General features: G+C 59.0%; 13 protein-coding genes, 1 tRNA gene and 3 pseudogenes. 7 read left to right on the plus strand and 10 right to left on the minus strand.

Going from position 1 to position 17,573, the window contains the following annotated elements:
* Position 1: 1 nt before the first annotated feature.
* The gene (locus H7E91_RS04590) at positions 2 to 1,408 is read right to left on the minus strand and encodes an MFS transporter (protein ID WP_182353916.1); all 1,407 of its coding nucleotides are present in this window, start codon (positions 1,406 to 1,408) and stop codon (positions 2 to 4) included.
* Between the two features lie 121 nt (positions 1,409 to 1,529).
* Here H7E91_RS04590 and H7E91_RS04595 point away from each other — a divergent pair, with 121 nt between their 5' ends.
* The 6 genes from H7E91_RS04595 to H7E91_RS04620 all read left to right on the plus strand — a co-directional run bounded on the left by H7E91_RS04595 (position 1,530) and on the right by H7E91_RS04620 (position 9,255).
* The gene (locus H7E91_RS04595) at positions 1,530 to 2,981 is read left to right on the plus strand and encodes a DUF7059 domain-containing protein (protein WP_182353917.1); all 1,452 of its coding nucleotides are present in this window, start codon (positions 1,530 to 1,532) and stop codon (positions 2,979 to 2,981) included.
* Between the two features lie 99 nt (positions 2,982 to 3,080).
* Positions 3,081 to 5,786: a type I DNA topoisomerase gene (gene topA / locus H7E91_RS04600; protein ID WP_182353918.1), complete on the plus strand. Its 2,706-nt coding sequence runs from the start codon at positions 3,081 to 3,083 to the stop codon at positions 5,784 to 5,786.
* Entirely contained in the window at positions 5,783 to 6,388 is a 606-nt protein-coding gene (tmk, locus tag H7E91_RS04605) for a dTMP kinase (RefSeq protein ID WP_182353919.1), read from the plus strand. The genes topA and tmk overlap by 4 nt, the downstream gene beginning before the upstream one ends.
* Positions 6,372 to 7,520 carry a DNA polymerase III subunit delta' gene (locus H7E91_RS04610; RefSeq protein WP_182353920.1) on the plus strand — a complete coding sequence of 383 codons (1,149 nt, stop codon included), beginning with the start codon at positions 6,372 to 6,374 and terminating at the stop codon, positions 7,518 to 7,520. The genes tmk and H7E91_RS04610 overlap by 17 nt, the downstream gene beginning before the upstream one ends.
* Positions 7,521 to 7,561: 41 nt before the next feature.
* Positions 7,562 to 9,097 (plus strand): alpha/beta fold hydrolase, encoded by a 1,536-nt coding sequence (locus tag H7E91_RS04615; RefSeq protein WP_182353921.1) that lies wholly within the window; start codon positions 7,562 to 7,564, stop codon positions 9,095 to 9,097.
* 85 nt (positions 9,098 to 9,182) lie between these two features.
* Positions 9,183 to 9,255, plus strand: a tRNA-Thr gene (locus tag H7E91_RS04620).
* Here the strand turns inward: H7E91_RS04620 and H7E91_RS12220 are convergent.
* From H7E91_RS12220 to H7E91_RS04640, 4 genes are all read right to left on the minus strand, one after another.
* Positions 9,211 to 9,486, minus strand: a complete 276-nt coding sequence (locus H7E91_RS12220) for a helix-turn-helix domain-containing protein (protein WP_182353944.1) — start codon at positions 9,484 to 9,486, stop codon at positions 9,211 to 9,213. The genes H7E91_RS04620 and H7E91_RS12220 overlap by 45 nt on opposite strands.
* 318 nt (positions 9,487 to 9,804) lie before the next feature.
* Positions 9,805 to 10,704 carry a hypothetical protein gene (locus H7E91_RS04630; protein WP_182353922.1) on the minus strand — a complete coding sequence of 300 codons (900 nt, stop codon included), beginning with the start codon at positions 10,702 to 10,704 and terminating at the stop codon, positions 9,805 to 9,807.
* A 343-nt stretch (positions 10,705 to 11,047) separates the two neighbouring features.
* Positions 11,048 to 11,728, minus strand: coding sequence for a hypothetical protein (locus tag H7E91_RS04635; protein WP_182353923.1), 681 nt, complete (start codon positions 11,726 to 11,728; stop codon positions 11,048 to 11,050).
* Positions 11,719 to 12,321, minus strand: coding sequence for a hypothetical protein (locus H7E91_RS04640; protein WP_182353924.1), 603 nt, complete (start codon positions 12,319 to 12,321; stop codon positions 11,719 to 11,721). Before H7E91_RS04640 ends, H7E91_RS04635 begins: the two co-directional genes overlap by 10 nt.
* Positions 12,322 to 12,560: 239 nt before the next feature.
* On the opposite strand from H7E91_RS04640, the pseudogene H7E91_RS11695 reads away from it, so the two are divergent.
* A pseudogene (locus H7E91_RS11695) lies at positions 12,561 to 13,469 on the plus strand (IS256 family transposase); the annotation flags it as partial.
* Between the two features lie 38 nt (positions 13,470 to 13,507).
* Here H7E91_RS11695 and H7E91_RS04650 read toward each other — a convergent pair.
* The 5 genes and pseudogenes from H7E91_RS04650 to H7E91_RS04665 form a co-directional block, all read right to left on the minus strand.
* Positions 13,508 to 13,738, minus strand: a pseudogene (locus H7E91_RS04650) (integrase core domain-containing protein); the annotation flags it as partial.
* Between the two features lie 16 nt (positions 13,739 to 13,754).
* Positions 13,755 to 14,159: a transposase gene (locus H7E91_RS11505; RefSeq protein ID WP_206680349.1), complete on the minus strand. Its 405-nt coding sequence runs from the start codon at positions 14,157 to 14,159 to the stop codon at positions 13,755 to 13,757.
* 78 nt (positions 14,160 to 14,237) lie between these two features.
* Entirely contained in the window at positions 14,238 to 14,834 is a 597-nt protein-coding gene (locus H7E91_RS11510; RefSeq protein WP_206680350.1) for an IS110 family transposase, read from the minus strand.
* Positions 14,835 to 15,032: 198 nt separating this feature from the next.
* Positions 15,033 to 16,324, minus strand: a pseudogene (locus H7E91_RS04660) (IS3 family transposase).
* A 196-nt stretch (positions 16,325 to 16,520) separates the two neighbouring features.
* Positions 16,521 to 17,453: an IS3 family transposase gene (locus tag H7E91_RS04665; RefSeq protein WP_338401730.1), complete on the minus strand. Its 933-nt coding sequence runs from the start codon at positions 17,451 to 17,453 to the stop codon at positions 16,521 to 16,523.
* Positions 17,454 to 17,573 lie beyond the last annotated feature (120 nt).

Here is a 17,573-nt window from a genome sequence, read left to right on the forward strand (position 1 = left end):
CTCAGACGGTGTCTTCGCCGCGCCCCTTGAACGCGTCGAGCAGGGCAATAGCAAGCGCGAGAGTCATGAAGCCCATGATGAGTCCGAACCCCCACAGGAGGGCCACGGCGTAGCCCGCCGAGACCTGGCTGAAGAAGAGCGCAGTGACGGCGGCTGTCCCCATGGACGTACCGATCCGCTGGCCGGTCTGCATGATGCCGCCAGCGGTGCCGCCGTGGTTGGGCGGGACTTCCCGCAGGGTCAGAGTCTGGTTGGGAGACGTGATCCAGCCGGCTCCGAAACCGATCGGCAGGACACTGACAGTGAGTAGCCACACCGGTGCCCCGTCCATGATGGCGAACGCTGCCGCGACCGTCAGGGCGAGGCCGATCATGTTGAGGACAAGGCCAGTGACGACGAGCCACCGGCCGTACTTCACAACGAGCCTGCCGCCGATGTACGACGTATAGACGGAGAGTATGGCGGCTGGCAGTCCGATCATTCCTGCGATGAGAGCAGTCTGACCTGCCCCTTGCTGAACGAACTGGGCTAGGAGAACCCAGATCGTCGTCGTGCCCGCGAAGAACACTGTGATCATCGCCGAGCCGAGGCTGAACGATCGGATGCGGAAGAGTGAAAGATTGACCATGGGGTAGCGGCCCACCATCCGGTAGTGCTGCTCCCACATGAGCCACGCGACGCCGACGACGGCGCCAAGTAGCAAGAACCACCACGCTCCCGGATGGTCGCTCCCGATCATGAACGGCAGCATCGTGAACAGCACAGCCAGTCCGAGGAGAATGGCGCCAATCGGATCCAGATCGTGCTTCGTCGCCTCCGAACGAGGTGTCTTCGGCAACCACATGATGGCGAGGACGATCGACAGGGCAGAGAGTGGAACGTTGATCCCCATCGTCCACCGCCACCCCACCTCGACAGGGAACCAGTCGATGATGGCGCCGCCAAAGACAGGACCGATTGCGACCGCAAACCCGACGACAGCGCCAAAGATGCCGAAGGCGCGGGCGCGGTCCTTGCCCCGGTAATACTGCTGAATGATTCCAGTCGTCTGCGGGTTCATGATGCCGGATCCAATACCCATGATCGCGCGCGCAACGTTGAGCACGATGGCGTTCGGTGCGAGCGCCGCGACGAGGGAGAAGAGTCCGAAGATTGCGACGCCGACGATAAAGAGCCGCTCCCGTCCCAGCAGGTCCCCCGCTCGGCCAGCAGCGACCAGAACAATACCGAAAGTCAGCGAATAACCGGTGAGTACCCACTGCAGGTCGGTTGACGACGCTCCCAGGCCCTCCTGGATGGAGGGAAGAGCCACGTTAATGATCGATACGGCGACAAGCGCGGTGAAGAGTGAGGAGAGCAGGACGACGAGGACTTTCGTGCGCTCCTGCGGAGTGAGGGTTTCGTTCACAACTAGATACCCTAGTCGCCAATCCTGAACACTATTCGGTCACTAGCAAGATTAACGGCAGAAATTGGATAGCATGCGGAATAAAGTACCCGAAAAGTAAAGATAACGGTCAGGAGTGGCAATGGAACTCTCACGATTGGTCGACCGACTGAGGGGTGAGCTTGAAGGTTACACAGTCGCCGGTGTCGCGGAGTCCGTAGGAAGGGTGGGCCTCGCGGCGCTCGACCGCGAGCAGCGAGCCCCCGCTATCCGGCACGCGTGCGCACTGCCGGGCAGGATCCCGCTCCTCACGAGACTGCTTCTTCTCGGCCACCAGCTTACGGAGGAGGAGTACACCGAGGCGCTACCGACAATTCCGCTCGATGAGGCAATTGACGCGGGCTTCATGACCGAGCACATTAAGGCGGCGATCGCGGTCCGACCGGTCGCAATCCCGGAGCGGCACGGCTCGGGCGAGCTTCTCATCGCGTCCGATCTCGGTCCGCTACAGGACTGCCTGCCAGCGCACGATCACGTCATGCCAGTCGGCGGGGCGACAAAGACCCTTGCGGCGATGACTGCGTTTGACGCGAGCCAGCACGTTCTCGATCTCGGGACCGGATGCGGGTACCACGCTCTGGTCGCGGCACGGTCCGGCGCTAACGCCGTCGCCGTGGACATCTCGGAGCGAGCCCTGGCCTTCACGCAGTTCAACGCGGCGATGGCAGGACTGACTGTTGAGACGCGGCAGGGCTCCCTCTTCGAGCCGGTCCCCGAGAAGTTCGACCGCATCGTCGCCAACCTCCCGTTTGTCATCACTCCGCCCGAAGTGCGGCGCGTCATCGGCACGTACGAATATCGCGACGCGGGAGCTGAAGGCGATGACATTCTCATGGAGGTTCTCGCCAACGTCGGAAACCACCTGTCGGAGAATGGCATTGCCTGGTTGCTCGGCAACTGGCTCATCCATGCGGACCTCGATTCTCCAACGTTTGCGACCACATGGTCGAAGACGATCGCCACCGCAATCGGCAATCGGGAAGCCTGGATCGTGCTTCGAGACGCGGTTGATCCAGCTCAGTACGCGGAAATGTGGCTGAAGGACACCGGTATGACAGGTTCGGCTTTCACGATGGCGTACTTCGAGTGGCTCAAGAATATTGCTGCCGAGTCGATCGGGTTCGGCTGCCTCACACTCGGCCCGCAGGACGGTCCGCAACGTTTCGAGGACTACCGAGGCTCGATGGCGGACTCGTTCGGAGATGCGTGGCGCAACCGCCATCTTGCGGCATCTGAGGATGACGCTCTGCTCGCGACGCACCTCGTTGCGAACGGGCTCGTCGAGAAGCGGTTGCACACGCCTGGAGTGTCCGATCCGTGGCACATTTCCCTCCTCGGTCTCGGCCGAGAGGTGCCCGTGTCGGGCGAAGTCGCAGGCTTCGTCGGGGCGTGTGATGGTGAGCTGAGCGTGGGCCAGATCATCGGAGCGCTTTCCGGTCTTCTCAACACTCCGGTGGATGAGATGATGGCGGCGATCCTCCCGAGTGCTCGAGAACTCATCGGAGCGGGACTTCTCGTCGAATACAGTAGCTAGGCGTACGCGACTTATGTGGAGGGATTTGCTGGCAAGGCATCCACTCCTTATATATTGTGGTCAGTCCCTACCAGGGGTCCGCTAGCCGAAGGAAGTCCATTGACCAAGCTTGTCATCGTCGAGTCTCCCGCCAAGGCGAGGACTATCGGCGCCTATCTTGGCACCGAGTATGTCGTCGAAGCGTCAATTGGTCATATCAGGGACCTTGCCGAGCCCCGGGATCTCCCAGCCGATATGAAGAAGGGCCCTTACGGACGGTTCGCAGTCAATACGGAAGATGGATTCGACCCGTATTACATTGTCGACGCTGGCAAGAAAAAGAAGGTGTCTGAGCTCAAGGCGGCGCTCAAGGATGCTGACGAGCTTTACCTCGCAACGGATGAGGACCGTGAGGGCGAGGCGATTGCCTGGCACCTCCTTCAGGTTCTCAAGCCGAAGATCCCGGTCAAGCGTATGGTGTTTCACGAGATCACCCGCGAGGCGATCGACAGGGCCCTCGACAACACTCGCGAGATCGACACGAAGCTCGTCGATGCTCAGGAATCTCGCCGCATCCTCGACCGACTCTACGGTTATGAGGTCTCGCCTGTGCTCTGGCGTAAAGTCAACCAGGGCCTGTCTGCTGGCCGCGTCCAGTCCGTCGCCACCCGACTCGTCGTCGAACGGGAACGTGAGCGAATGGCATTCGTTGCGGCCTCCTACTGGGGAGTGCGCACCAAACTCAGCGGGGGCGATGAGGGGGCAGTCGAAACATTCAAGGCCCGCCTATCCAGTCTCGACTTCAAACCGGTGGCGCAGGGCAGGGATTTCGGTGACGATGGCAAGCTGACGTCTGCGGCCGCCCGGAAGGACGTTGTCGTCCTCGATAGAGAAAGGGCTGACGCGGTCGCGGCAGCACTACGGACCGCGGCTGTTGGAGTGACGAGTGTTGAGTCAAAGCCGTCGAAACGTCGCCCGTCCCCGCCATTCACGACGTCGACCCTCCAGCAGGAGGCGTCCCGGAAGCTCGGCATGAACTCCCGTGAGGCGATGAGCGTCGCCCAGCAACTGTACGAAAACGGCTTCATCACGTACATGCGAACCGATTCGGTCGACCTGTCGAAAGAGGCCGTCGCTGCCGCTCGCGCACAGGTCAAGGAGCGCTACGGAGCGGACTATGTTCCGGACAAGCCCCGCTTCTATTCGAAAAAGGCAAAGGGTGCGCAGGAGGCGCACGAGGCCATTCGGCCCGCCGGTGACAAGTTCCGTAGCGCTGACGAGGTGCGCTCCTCACTCAACCCCAAGCAGTTCAAGCTCTATGAGCTCATCTGGAAGCGCACACTCGCGTCTCAGATGGCGGATGCGAACCTCCTGACCGTCTCCGTCCAGATGGCGTCGACAATCGACTCGGCCGGATTCGGCAGAGCAGGTCTCACAGCCTCTGGCACGGTCGTCACATTCCCCGGCTTCCTCGCTGTCTACGAGGAGGGCAGGGACAAGTCCCGTCACGATGAGAAGGATGGGGAGTCACGGCTTCCCGACCTGTCCGAGGGTGACGTCGTCGATGTCATCGAGACGCTCGCCGAGGGGCATGAGACGAACCCGCCGCCACGGTACACGGACGCGTCGCTCGTGCAGAAGCTTGAGGAGCTTGGCATCGGCCGGCCCTCGACCTATGCGTCGACCATCTCCGTCATCACCGATCGTGGCTATGTCGAGCGTCGTGGCCAGGCCATGATCCCAACATGGACGGCATTCTCTGTTGTTCGCCTCCTCGAGGAGAACCTGCCCGGCTATGTCGACTACGACTTCACGGCACAAATGGAGGAGGAGCTCGATTCGATCGCGAGGGGCGAGGCCGATCGCGCGGCATACCTCGAAAGCTTCTACTTCGGTGACGATGACCATCGCGGTTTGCTCCACGAGGTTGAGAACCTCGGCGAGATCGACGCGCGTGCGCTCAACACGGTCCCGCTCGGCGATGGTATCGAGCTTCGCGTTGGACGTTTCGGTCCGTACGTGCAGAAGCAGGAGGGCGAGGGCGATCCGATCCGAGCCAGCGTGCCCGAGGATGTTGCGCCCGACGAGCTCACGCTCGAGAAGGCGAGCGAGTTGCTCGAGAAGGGCCGGGAGGACGGCCGCATCCTTGGCCACCACCCCGAGACGGGACTGGAGCTGACCGCGAAGAACGGCCGGTTCGGTCCTTACATCCTCGAAGAGCTTCCCGCTGACGCTCCGAAGGGGACGAAGCCGCGGACGGCGTCCCTGTTCAAGTCGATGGACTTGGCCACAGTCACCCTCGAGCAGGCCGTTCAACTCATCGCGCTTCCGCGCGTGGTCGGCACAGATGCTGAGGGCACAGAGATCCTCGCGATGACGGGTCGGTTCGGTCCCTACATCAAGAAGGGATCGGAATCTCGAAGCCTCGAAAATGACGACCAGATTCTCACGATCACACTTGAGGAAGCTGAGAAGCTACTCGCCCAGCCGAAAAGCCGTGGCAGAGCCGCGGCTGCGGGGCCGCTCAAAGAGTTCGGCGAAGACCCGGTCTCGAAGAAGCCGGTCGTTCTGAAGAACGGTAGGTTCGGGCCGTACGTGACCGACGGCGAAGTCAACGCATCCCTTCGAGTCGCTGACTCGATTGAGACGATAACGGATGAACGCGCCTACGAGCTCCTCGCGCTGCGGCGCGAATACGTAAAGAACAACCCGAAGAAGACAAAGAAGGCACCCGCGAAAAAGACCGCGGCGAGGGCTACGAAGAAGACGACTACTCCGAAGAAGCCCGCAACGAAGAAGACGACAACGAAAAAGGCGGGTTCGTGACGGGAACCTTCATCTCGTTCGAAGGAGGAGACGGCACCGGCAAGACGACCCAAATCAACATCCTTGCCGAGCACGTGCGGTCGGACGGCCTCGAGGTCGTGACAACCCGTGAACCAGGTGGAACCGAACTCGGGCGGGAGATCCGCCAGGCCCTACTCCACGGCGAAGACCTGTCGCCTCGCACCGAGGCGTTGCTCTACTCAGCGGATAGAGCCCACCACGTCGCGACCGTCATTCGTCCCGGACTCGAACGGGGTGCCACCGTCATGACCGACCGGTTCGTCGACTCGTCCGTCGCCTACCAGGGCGCGGCCAGGCAACTCGGCGTTGACGAAATCCGCTCGCTCAATATGTGGGCGGTCGGTGGGCTTGTCCCGCACATAACACTCCTCCTTGACCTTGACCCCGCCGTCGGAGCGGCCCGTCTCGACAGGGAGAAAGACCGACTCGAATCCGCGGGAAGCGACTTCCACCAACGGGTGCGGCAGACGTATCTGGAGATGGCGCGGGCGGAACCCGATCGTTTTATCATCATCGATGCCAATCGGCCCATCAGCGACATCGCGGAAGACGTCAGGGCAGCTTATGACCGTCTTCGATAACCTCGCCGGCCAAGATGCAGCGATCGCCGTTCTCACGCGGGCCGCTGAAGCGGCACGAACAGGCACTGTCGGGATGGCCCAATCCTGGTTGTTCACCGGACCGCCGGGCTCGGGCAGGAGTACGGCAGCGACCGCCTTCGCTGCGGCATTGCAGTGCACGGGTGTCGAGATCGGATGCGGGGAGTGCGAGGGGTGCTCGCTCGTCATGGCAGGCTCCCACCCGGATGTCGAGACGCTCGCATCGGAGGTGACGACGATCTCCGTTGCGTCCGTGCGGGAACTTGTGTCCCGCGCGCAAGCAACGCCGACGCTCGGGGCGTGGCGCGTTCTCATCGTCAAAGAGGCCGATCGAATGCTCGAGCGGACGACGAATGTCCTTCTTAAAGCGATCGAAGAGCCCCCGCCGCGCACGGTCTGGATCCTTTGCACGCCCTCACCTCGCGACGTCCTCGCCACGATCAGGTCCCGCTGCCGCGGACTCAACCTCGTCATACCATCCGCGGAGAAGGTGGCCGCGCTACTCGTCCGGCGCGACGGAATCGACCCGGAACGCGCCCTCATCGCGGCACGGGCCGCTCAGTCCCACGTCGGTGCAGCGAAGGCGCTCGCGACTGATCCAGAGGTGCGGGAGCGGCGCGAGCAAAACCTGCGGAGCGCGTACGGTGTTCGCACGACGGGCGATGCCATCATCGCCGCCAAGGCGCTCGTCGACCGTGCAGAGACGCAGGCGAAGAGCACCGGTAGCGGACGCGGCGAGAAGGAAGAGGCCGAACTTCGACGGACTCTCGGCCTTTCTCCCGACGAGCGGGTGCCCCCGCAGATGCAGGGGCAGTTCCGGGCCATTGCCGAGGCGGCGAAGAAGCGGGAAACACGCCAGAAGAGGGATGCTCTCGATCGGGCTCTTATCGACCTGCTGTCGTTCTACCGCGACGTCCTCGTCGTCCAGCTCGACGCTGGAACAGAGCTCGTCAACCCGGATTTCGAAGCTGAGATCGGCGAGATTGCCGACTCCATCGTGCCCGTGAAAACTATCGAGACTCTTGATGAGATTTCACTCGCACGTGAACGCATCGGAGCCAATGTCGCTCCCCTGCTCGCCGTAGAAGCGATGATGGTGTCGTTTCGACGGTAATGAGATCGCGTATTACAGTCGAACTGGTCTAACCTGAAATCGTGAAACGTACTCTCGCGGCGCTGGCATCCTGCGCTTTGCTTCTCGGCGCCTGTTCATCGACGGTTGAGGATGATCCGACTGATACCGCCGAGCCGCCCGCCCCGACGCTGGAGGCACCCGCTGGCCTTGAGGACTTCTACGGCCAGAACGTTGAGTGGGGCGCGTGCGAGGACGGAACGTCCAACGCAGCGAAGTGCGCCGACATCACCGTGCCGCTCGACTACGAGGATCCAAGCGGAGAGACGATCGACATAGCTGTTCTTCGTGTCCCGGCCAGCGGTGAGTCGCACGGTTCACTCTTCGTCAACCCGGGTGGTCCCGGAGCATCGGGCATGGAAATGGCCGACAATGCGCGCTCCTACTTCGGCTCTAACCTCGTCGAGAACTACGACATCGTAGGCTTCGACCCAAGAGGAGTGGGACAGTCGGCACCGGTCAAGTGCCTCCCTGACGAGCAGCTCGGTTATTTCCTCGACAAGGCTTATCCCGATACGCCAGAGGGCGAAGCAGATGCGCTCAACGACACGAGGGCAATTATCGCAGGCTGTATCAAGACCAGCGGTGACCTGCTCGAGCATATGAGCACGATCAACACGGCACGAGATATGGACGTCATGCGAGCGGCGCTCGGCGAGCCGCAGCTCGATTATCTGGGCTTCTCTTACGGTACCCACCTCGGTGGTCAGTACGCTGAGCTATTCCCAGACATGGTCGGCCGCATGGTTCTCGACGGCGCAATCGACCCAGCCGAATCGCCGCTTGATTCTTCCTACTTCCAGGCAGTTGGGTTCGAGAACGCACTGGGGGCTTACCTTGAGTCCTGCCTCGACGACGAAGATTGCCCATTTGACACGGACGATGTCGATGAGGCGAAGTCGCTTCTGCAGGCTGAAATCGAGGCAAGCCTCGACAGCCCGATACCGACATCGATTGATGACCGTGTTGTCAATCCGGGGATCTTCTTTACCGGCATCGCCACGACCCTCTACTCGGAGGACACATGGCCGTTCCTCACGGAGGCGCTACGGATGGCGCTCGAGGAGGACGACGGCACGCTGCTTCTCACGTTCAATGACCTCATGCTGGGCAGAGACACGTTCAGCGGGGAGTTCATAGACAATTCCCTCGAAGCCCGGTGGGCCATCAATTGCCGCGACTTCCCGGTAGTGGAGGATGAGGCTGCGATCGAGGCCAATGACGCCAGGCTGAATGAGAATGCTCCGACATTCGCCCCCTTCTTCGAGGGTGGGGACATATTCTGTGCCGAATGGCCCTATACGGCCGATGAAGTGCCAGGACCTTTCATCGCCAAAGGTTCTAACCCGATCATCGTCATTGGAACGGAAGGTGATCCTGCCACCCCGTACCAGTCGGCAGTCGATCTCGCCGAGCAGCTCGAGAATGGCGTCCTCATGACCTGGGAAGGCGAAGGTCACACGGCTTACGGCACCGCAGGCGCATGCATCGACGACGCCGTCGACCGCTTCCTCATCGACGGTGAGCTCCCCACGGACGGTCTCAGATGTCCTGCGTAACGAACGCCGCGCAGTGTCGAGCGTCATAGGTGCGTATTTGAAAAGCCGCGCCTCGCTTCGGTAGGCTCGTTCTGCTGATATCAGCGCCGCCTTAGCTCAGTCGGTAGAGCGATTCACTCGTAATGAATAGGTCGAGAGTTCGATTCTCTCAGGCGGCTCGCATTTTCTCCCCCCGCTTCGGCGGGGGGATTTGCGTATCCGGGCTTAAATGGGGCCGGGATCCATCCTCCATCCTCGCCCCGAGTGGGTACTAGGTCAGCGATTGTAATGCCCAGTGTTTCGGCGGTTACCAAGAGATCTTCTGCGCTCCAGTCAGCGCGTCCATGAATACGCGTTGAAATATTTGGTTGGGAGACTCCAAGGGCTTGTGCCAAGGATGTCTTCGTCATGCCTGCATCGAAAAGCGTCGCACGCTGGATTGAGGTGGTCTACAACCGCCGACGCCGACACTCTGCACTAGGAATGGTCAGCCCCGTCAGCCTCGAATACCACGTCCCCTTCCCCAAAGCCACCACGAAGAAGGAACGGCTGCCTCACGACTCGGTAGTTCCACTACGTGTCCACAATATTCGGACAACCCCTCTCAGTACACTTCAGTTGGGTTAGTTTCGTCGTCATCGTCATCCTCAATCTAGGTGTGGCTGGCTTCCGAGCATGCGAAAGATAAGAACGGCCGTCATAGGACTCGAAGTAACGGATTGCGGGCGCTAGGCAGTGTGCCCCCTGGAGACCGGAGAAAGTAAAAAGAGTGATTCGGGAAGCCATCCCGATATGCGAGTAGTACCGCCCTTTGTACGTAGGGGTATCCACGAATCAAAGTATGCGTCGATACCGAGGGAAACACCTGCATAGTGCTTAGATAGCTGGAACCACGATGGCAGTTCCTCATACCCAAACTGTCCCCACCACCAGGAGTCCTGATGCACGTCACATCGAGCTGCCTGCGGAAGCCGATCAGTAATGTTGACAAAGCTCGCTGCCGAGTCGAGATGAAGGACGGGCTTCGCGAAGGTGGTCGGATCGATAAACATAACGGGCCCCCGGTCTTCTTGACGCTTCCACAGCTCGACCTGTTCGAGGACTGTCATGATCGAATCGTCTCCGAGAATACTCGACAGCGGAACTCCCCCGAGAATTTGATAATTGCGACGAAAACACCGCGTGATAACGTCGCCATCTGCCAAAGTGTTCGGCGTAAAACCCCTCAAGCTCGGGGAAGACCACCACATCGAGCCATCTGAATAATCTGTTACAGGAGCCTCGGGGGTATCTCCCTGGGGCTGAAGGTGGATGAAGCGATCATCGAGCATGCGATCCAAGACCTGTCGGAAACTCTCTCGAAGCCTAAGCACATCGCGTTCAGTTGCATGGGCGAGAGTGACCGGCTCAGCATAGGGGCTGACTCCACTCATCAACTCTCCCAAAATAAGAAGCGCACATTCCTCCTGGTCAAGACTGCGGGGTAATTGCTCTATCACCTGCTGGGTGAGAGCCCTGCCTGTCTCAACCTCCTCAGCGAGAGCATCGGCCCAGAATTCATCACCGATACCAGCAATCTCCAACGCAGTAGCCCAAAAGATGGCATACGGACCAATCGTAGTTACCACCTCACCCTCCTAGATTCCATAACGTCGACAGCCCTATGCAGGCCGCCTGAGAGCTGGCTTCCGGTTCTATCTTCTATCGTTAAAGTCCGTACGCCTCGATGTGAGGGTGAGGTGCATGGTGATCGCAAGAATAAGGCAGAAAGAAGCAGTTATTGGGCTGATGATGCTGGTGAGTTCATTGAAAATGAAACGTAAGGTTCCCGCTAAAGGCCGGTTGTGCTCTCCGACGATGCTTGGAACAGCGGTGAAATACGGTCCGACAATGCGGAGGAGTAGGGAGACCACGTAAATAATAGCCGCAGTCAAGTAAAGCCTTTTCACAGCAATTCGTATATTAATGCCCTCAAAATCCATCAAATATGTCACCACCGTCTGCACAAAACTGATTGATACTGTGTGAATGGTTGCCAAGCAGTATGAGGACTTCAGGTGAATCTTGTGAATACTCCTGGAGTTTTCCAGTTTCGATCAAATCTGAGAATGACGACTCAAACAGGTCGCGGGCTGTATCTGACGTGTTGTCGGGAAGATCGATACCTTCATACGCGTAGCTGAAAGAGAGTGCTGATGCGAACTGGGCACAGGTCTGCGGACCGTAGCCGTAGGGATCGTCTTCCTCGTCATCGGGGATGCCAAGGTCTTCGAAGGATTGGCCTGGTATCACATCTTCTATTGCGCGCCTATTGTCGTCATTTGCCAGGATGAACCAGTCTGGGCCGCGCGTTACGTAGAGAGGTGCTGCGGGTGTGGGATACCAGGTTTGCTCTGACATATGCAGAATGTCGTCCTCGGCCGCTGTGCGGTAGACAAGCTCGATCCCATTGTTGGCGTCATAGCAGTCAATCCCGCGTATTTCCCCGGGTATTGCGAGTTCAGCGGTGATGTCGAACTCTCTCGTGCACGTTGCTGCCGCGATTAATTTGGTAGAAGGCTCTTCGTCGGCTGTCTCTTGAGAACACCCAACAAGCAGAAGGGGGAGCACAAGAGCAAGGGCTACAGCCTGCTTGTCAGATTCTATTGCCAATTGACGGTGACTCCAGCAGGTGGATTCATGGATCGAACCTTGACATGCTTCGTGGCCATGGTGGCTAAGCCCCAGCCAGGCTTAACGTATGGATTTGTTGCATACCACGGGACGTTGAAGCCGCCGCTTTTTCCATTGCCTCCGCCCCGCCATACGATTTTGCCGTCTTGAATGCCTCGACCAATCACGTTTGCGTTACTGCCACTGGACCAGTGAGTACTCCATGAATAGCCCATGATCATTTTACTCTTAAGGTTGGCAGCGACGATATGTCCAGTCTGGTCTCGGCAGGAAACCTGTATTCCTGCGGGAGCTACGCAGGAATGGATCGGGTTGCTACGGGCTTGCACGCTGGGTGATTCTGCTTCATTTCCAGATGACACCTCAATTCGATCAAAGGTTCCGGGCTCAAAGACCTCAACATAATCGAGGTCATATTCCTCGGCGATATCATCAGCGTTCTCAACACCTGTTAGCTCGCTGAGCGATTGAGGAGAATCAGGTGTCCACTCCTCACTATTTGCATCACTGGCACTTGCGAAAACGGGAGTGAAGACTAGAAGAGTAGTAATGAATGCACACTTGAGGAACATGATGCTTCCTCTCTAAAAGGGATGGGCGTCGTTGCCTCTCCTGTTGTTAGCAAATATTTTAAGGGCTGGGTCTGAGAAGTCAAAAAATGTTTCTTACTGAACGATCCCAACTGCGTTGGGTCGCGTCTCGTGTGGTGGTGTAATTTCTGGGGCTTGTGTGTCGTCGTGATCGGCGAGTGAGCCATCGTGGGATGGTCAGTGAGAACGACCAAGTTACTCACGAAAGGACACATCCCACGATGGCTCTCAACCAGTCTGCCTTGATCGAGCTTTTAAAGGAACTCGAACTCACGGAAACAACTGAACGTATTCGACTTCTCACCGAGCGCGCCTTCCAGGAACTCATCAACGCCGAAGCGACAGCAGTGATCGGTGCTGGCCGTTATGAACGCTCCAACGACCGGGCCACCCAGCGTAACGGGACCCGGCCCCGGACCCTCTCAACGACTGCCGGTGATCTTGAACTACGTATCCCGAAACTTCGCCAAGGATCATTCTTCCCCTCACTATTGGAACGCCGCCGCCGTGTTGATAAGGCATTGTTCGCGGTGGTGATGGAAGCCTACGTCCATGGTGTCTCAACCCGGAAAGTTGATGATCTGGTCCGCGCCCTGGGAGCAGATAGTGGGATCTCAATATCAGAAGTGTCACGGATCTGTCAAGACCTCGACCAGGACGTGGCTGAATTCCAAGGACGCAGTCTTAGTGACACCACCTACCCGTACGTGTTTGTTGACGCAACCTATTGCAAAGCCAGGGTCGGACGCAGGGTCGTCTCCTAGGCGATCGTGATCGCGATCGGCATCGCAGCAGACGGACGCAGGCAGGTCCTCGGATTCCAGGTTGGGGACACCGAGGCGGAACCGTTTTGGACCGAGTTTTTCCGTGATCTCAAAGCCAGGGGCCTATCGGGGGTGCAGTTAGTCATCAGTGACGCACACGCTGGCCTGGTCCGGGCGATCCAGGTTGCTTTCCAGAGCGCTGCATGGCAGCGTTGCCGGGTACATTTCATGCGGAACGTGCTTGCTCGGGTCCCGAAGGTTGCCTCCCAAATGGTTGCGGCAATTATCCGGACGATCGTTGTGCCCCGTGGGAAACGAGAGCTCGTGCACGCCCAGTTCACAGACGTCGTTGCCATGCTCGCCAAGAGTCACCTGAATCGCCCTGGGTTTGATGGAGACTCTTTCTATTTGTTTCCTACCATCACATCAGTGGTGCCGATAGCAGTGTAGTAGGTGTTCTCGTACTCGAGCGACGGTACATGGTCGAGGTAGCTGTGAAGGTGCTCGGTGTTGTGCCAATGAACCCACCCCAGGGTTGCCAGCTTTAGATCCTCGATCGTCTTCCACGGACCGTGGTTCGGTCCTCGCACGAGTTCGGTCTTGTAGTAGCCGTTGACAGTTTCGGCCAAGGCGTTGACGCTCCTATATCTGTCAACTCGCTTTCTGAAGAGGGATGGCGGTAGCTGGTTGAGCTTTGACGAGGTGGTAGACCTCGCGGATGACGTAGCGTTTGAGGCATCGGATGATGTCGCGTTTGGACTTGCCCTCGGCGGTTCTTCTAGCGACGTAAGCTTTTGTCGGTTCGTGGTGTTGCATCCGGACAATGACGGTGCGGTAGATCGCGGCGTTGAGCTGGCGGTGACCGCCGTGGTTGATCCGGTGCCGGCCGCTGGTCTGTCCCGAGCCGGTGGGGATCGGGCTGATGCCTGCGAGTTTCGCGAAGGCTGCTTCTGATTTGATACGTTCGGGATTATCGCCGACCACGATGAGGATTTCCGCGGCAGTGTCGGCACCGATTCCGAATTGCTCCAGTAGTGCTGGGCGGTAATCAGTCACGAGGGCATTGATCTGTGATTCTAGTTCTTTGATCTGAGCATCGAGGAAGAGCCAGCGCTGCGCCAAGGCCCGTAACGATTACCGCAGCGTCCCAGCAACAGTAGTCAGATCAGAGGGGCGTAACCGTGCTAGGTGGCGGGCAAGCTTGATTCTTGTCAGCTTGTTCGTGGTTGCTCGTAGGTGGTCATCGCCGTGGACCAGTATCGCTTTGAGCGTGATCATCACGGCACTGCGGTCTTTGACTGCAGTGCCGTGGACAACCTTAAGCTGGCGCAACATCTCGACTGTGCCATCAGCAGTTTTCGGGGTTGCAGTAGCCATGCCTGCCAGTGCTGCCCGAGCAGCATTTTCCGCATCCATAGTGTCGGATTTACCGTTCATTCTCCGAAGCCGGCGATCAGGCCTGCCCGCCTCCACAACACGATGACCATGACGGCGCAGATAGGATGTGAGGCTGGCTCCGTAGGATCCGGTCCCTTCGATACCGAAAACTAAGATCTGTCCATAGGTTTGAGCCCACGCGGTGAGTTTCGCGAACCCGGGAGTATCGGTGGGGATCGTTAAAGTATCGAGAATACCGGCCACGGAGTCCATCACGGCTGCAACGTGGATGTGTTTGTGAGTATCGACGCCGACGACGACGTATCCGGATCTAATATTTATCGGGGTTTCCATGGCACTGTGTGGTCAAGTCCCTTCTTGTGGTGTAACTTTTTTCGGCTTGGTTAGGCGGTGAGGAAGAGTTCGTTCTTGCCGTCTGGGTCCAGGCTGGGGGTTTGGGGGTTGGTGAGGATGTGGGTCAGGCGTTGCATGGAGACTTCGGAGAAGTAGCGTCGTTCGGCGCAGTGAACCGCCTCAGGTTCTTTGCCGCTTTTATACGGGTAGCAGCTCTCGGTCGAGTGCTGCATAGTAGGTCTGCTCGTACTCGTTTGGGCTGACCATCGCTAGGCTACCGTGGAGCCGACGATTGTTGTACCAATCAACCCACCCTGAGGTGGCGTATTCAACGTCTGTGATCGTCTTGAACGGGCCCTCATGGAAGATCGTGGTGCGGACGCATTCAGCTTTGTAGAGCCCGTTAATCGTCTCCATCAGCGCATTGTCGTACGCATCGCCGATGGTCCCGATCGAGGGACTGATCCCTTCCAGGGCCAGGCGCTCGGTGTAGGTTACAGCGGTGTATTGACTGCCCGCGTCCGAGTGAGCCCGTAGCTGTCGTGGTTTGATTGGGCGGCCTTGGCGCTCCCGTTCCCACAGCGCCATCCGTAATGGTGTCATCACCAGATTGGTGTGCATCGTGGTCTGGGCGTGCCAGGCAACAATCCGCTGCGAGAAGACGTCAAGGATAAAGGCGACGTAGACGAAGCCGGACCAGGTGCGTACGTAGGTGAAATCCATGACCCAGGTATGGTCCGGGCGCGGAGCGGTGAAGTCCCGATCAAGCAGGTCACCAGCGCGGTTGCCGTCCTTACCTGGAATCGTCGTGCGAATGGCTTTCGCACGTGTCACGCCTGATAGTCCTAGGAATTGCATGGCTCGGTCGATTGCTCCCCAGGATGCGTCAGCGATCGCGGTTCTGCGGATCAGAGCGGTCATCTTCTTCCGCCCATACATGCCTTCAGGCGTCATCTTGCGCCGGATACTCCCATCAGGCAGGGTCTCAACTTGCCACGCGGCAGAGCGGACAGCATCAATCACATGCGCGTCACTTACGGTGCGCTGGCTGATGGTGCCGTGTTTCCAGGACCGGTAAGTGCGTGCAGCAAACATGGGCGCCCTCCTGGCGGAGAACGCGAAGAATTGACCGGGTTGCATGTCCTTGAGAGCGCAGCTCATCAACGAATCCCAAGATCAGCGGCCCAGGGGGTCTGGTTCCCTCGACGTACGAAAGTTGTTGCCGCACGTAGCACTGCCACATCTTCGCGAAGGCGCTTGTTCTCGGCCTTCAACTGCCTGATCTCAGCGAGTTCCTCGCTGGTCTTTCCCTCACGCTGGCCGGCATCGATATCGGCTTGGGCAACCCACCGGCGCAAGGATTCCCGCCCGATTCCTTCCTGGCTTGCAACGGCAGCAATGGCTCGCGCGGTTGAGGGGTAATCCGCGCGATGGTCACGCACCAGACGTACGGCCCGATCCTTCACGGCGGGGTCAATCTTCTTTGGCATAGGGCTATCCTCTACTCAAAAGATAGCGGCATCAAACCTGAGACGGTTCATAGACGTAGAACTCGGGTTTTAGGTGGAGTTGGTTCGCGGCGTCGTGGGCACGTAAATTATTTTCGTTGGGGAGTAGCCAATCGTCAACATAGAGCTATCACGAGGAAGAGGGAAGTGGGCTTGCCCGCAAATCGTGGACAGATAGTTAAGCGGCTACCAACACCGCAGCTGGCTGATCAAGCGATAATTCATAGGCCACCGGGCTGATGAAACCGATAGCGGAATGCCGGCGGTAGCGGTTGTAGAAGACCTCAATCCACTCGCTGACACCGTCGTAAACTTGGGCCCTGGTGGCGAAGGCGTGCCGGTAGAAATACTCGACCTTCAACGTCGCCCAGAATGACTCCGCCATCGCATTATCCCAGCACACCCCGGTCTTACCCATTGACATCCGCACCCCGACCTCATGGGCAGTCTCATCCAGCTGACGGCTTGTGAACTGGGCCCCGCGGTCGGCGTGCAAAATCACCTGCTCCGGCAGGTGCTCGCGGGTGGCGCGCGCGTTGGTCAACGCTTCGATCACCAGATCCGTGTCCTGCCTCGGTCCCATCGCAGAGCCGATGACCCGACGGGAATGCCCGTCTCGGATCGCACACAAATACACCCAGCCTTCGCCGCAGCGTAAGTAAGTGAAGTCCGTGATCCAGGCGGCGTTGAGCCGTCCGTGATCCCAGGTGCGCTCACACAAGTCCTCATGCCGGCACTGCGCCTGTGTTTTGCGTCCGGGTGTCCGAAATGATCTGGTCGACAATCCCTCCAGGCCTTGGCGTTTCATGGACCGTGCGACCGTCTTACGGTCCACGTCCACACCGGCATCATGCAGGTCAGCGGTGATTCTTGGGGCGCCGTAGGTGCCCCGGGAGCGGTCATGGAACCAGCGGACCTGCTCGTCCAGGTCCTGTTGGCGCGCACGGCGCGTGCCAAGCGTGCCGCGGCGCTTGGACCAGGCGTAAAACCCGGACCGGGAGACCTCCAACACTCGCGCCATCATGGTGACCGCGTAGTTCGCCTTCTCTTGCGCCATCAGCTCAAACCGTTCCGGCGCTGTTGCTTGGCGGCGAAGAAGGCGCTGGTGGATTCAACCGGTCAGCGCAACAGTGCTTCAAGCCTATCGGCTGGGGTATCAAAACTGAGTGTCTTACGCGGTCGTGAGTTCAACCGTGCCGCCACTTTGTTGAGGTCGTCCTGGGTGAGATCT

This window comes from Flaviflexus huanghaiensis, assembly GCF_014118685.1.
In the GTDB taxonomy this organism is placed as follows: domain Bacteria; phylum Actinomycetota; class Actinomycetes; order Actinomycetales; family Actinomycetaceae; genus Flaviflexus; species Flaviflexus huanghaiensis.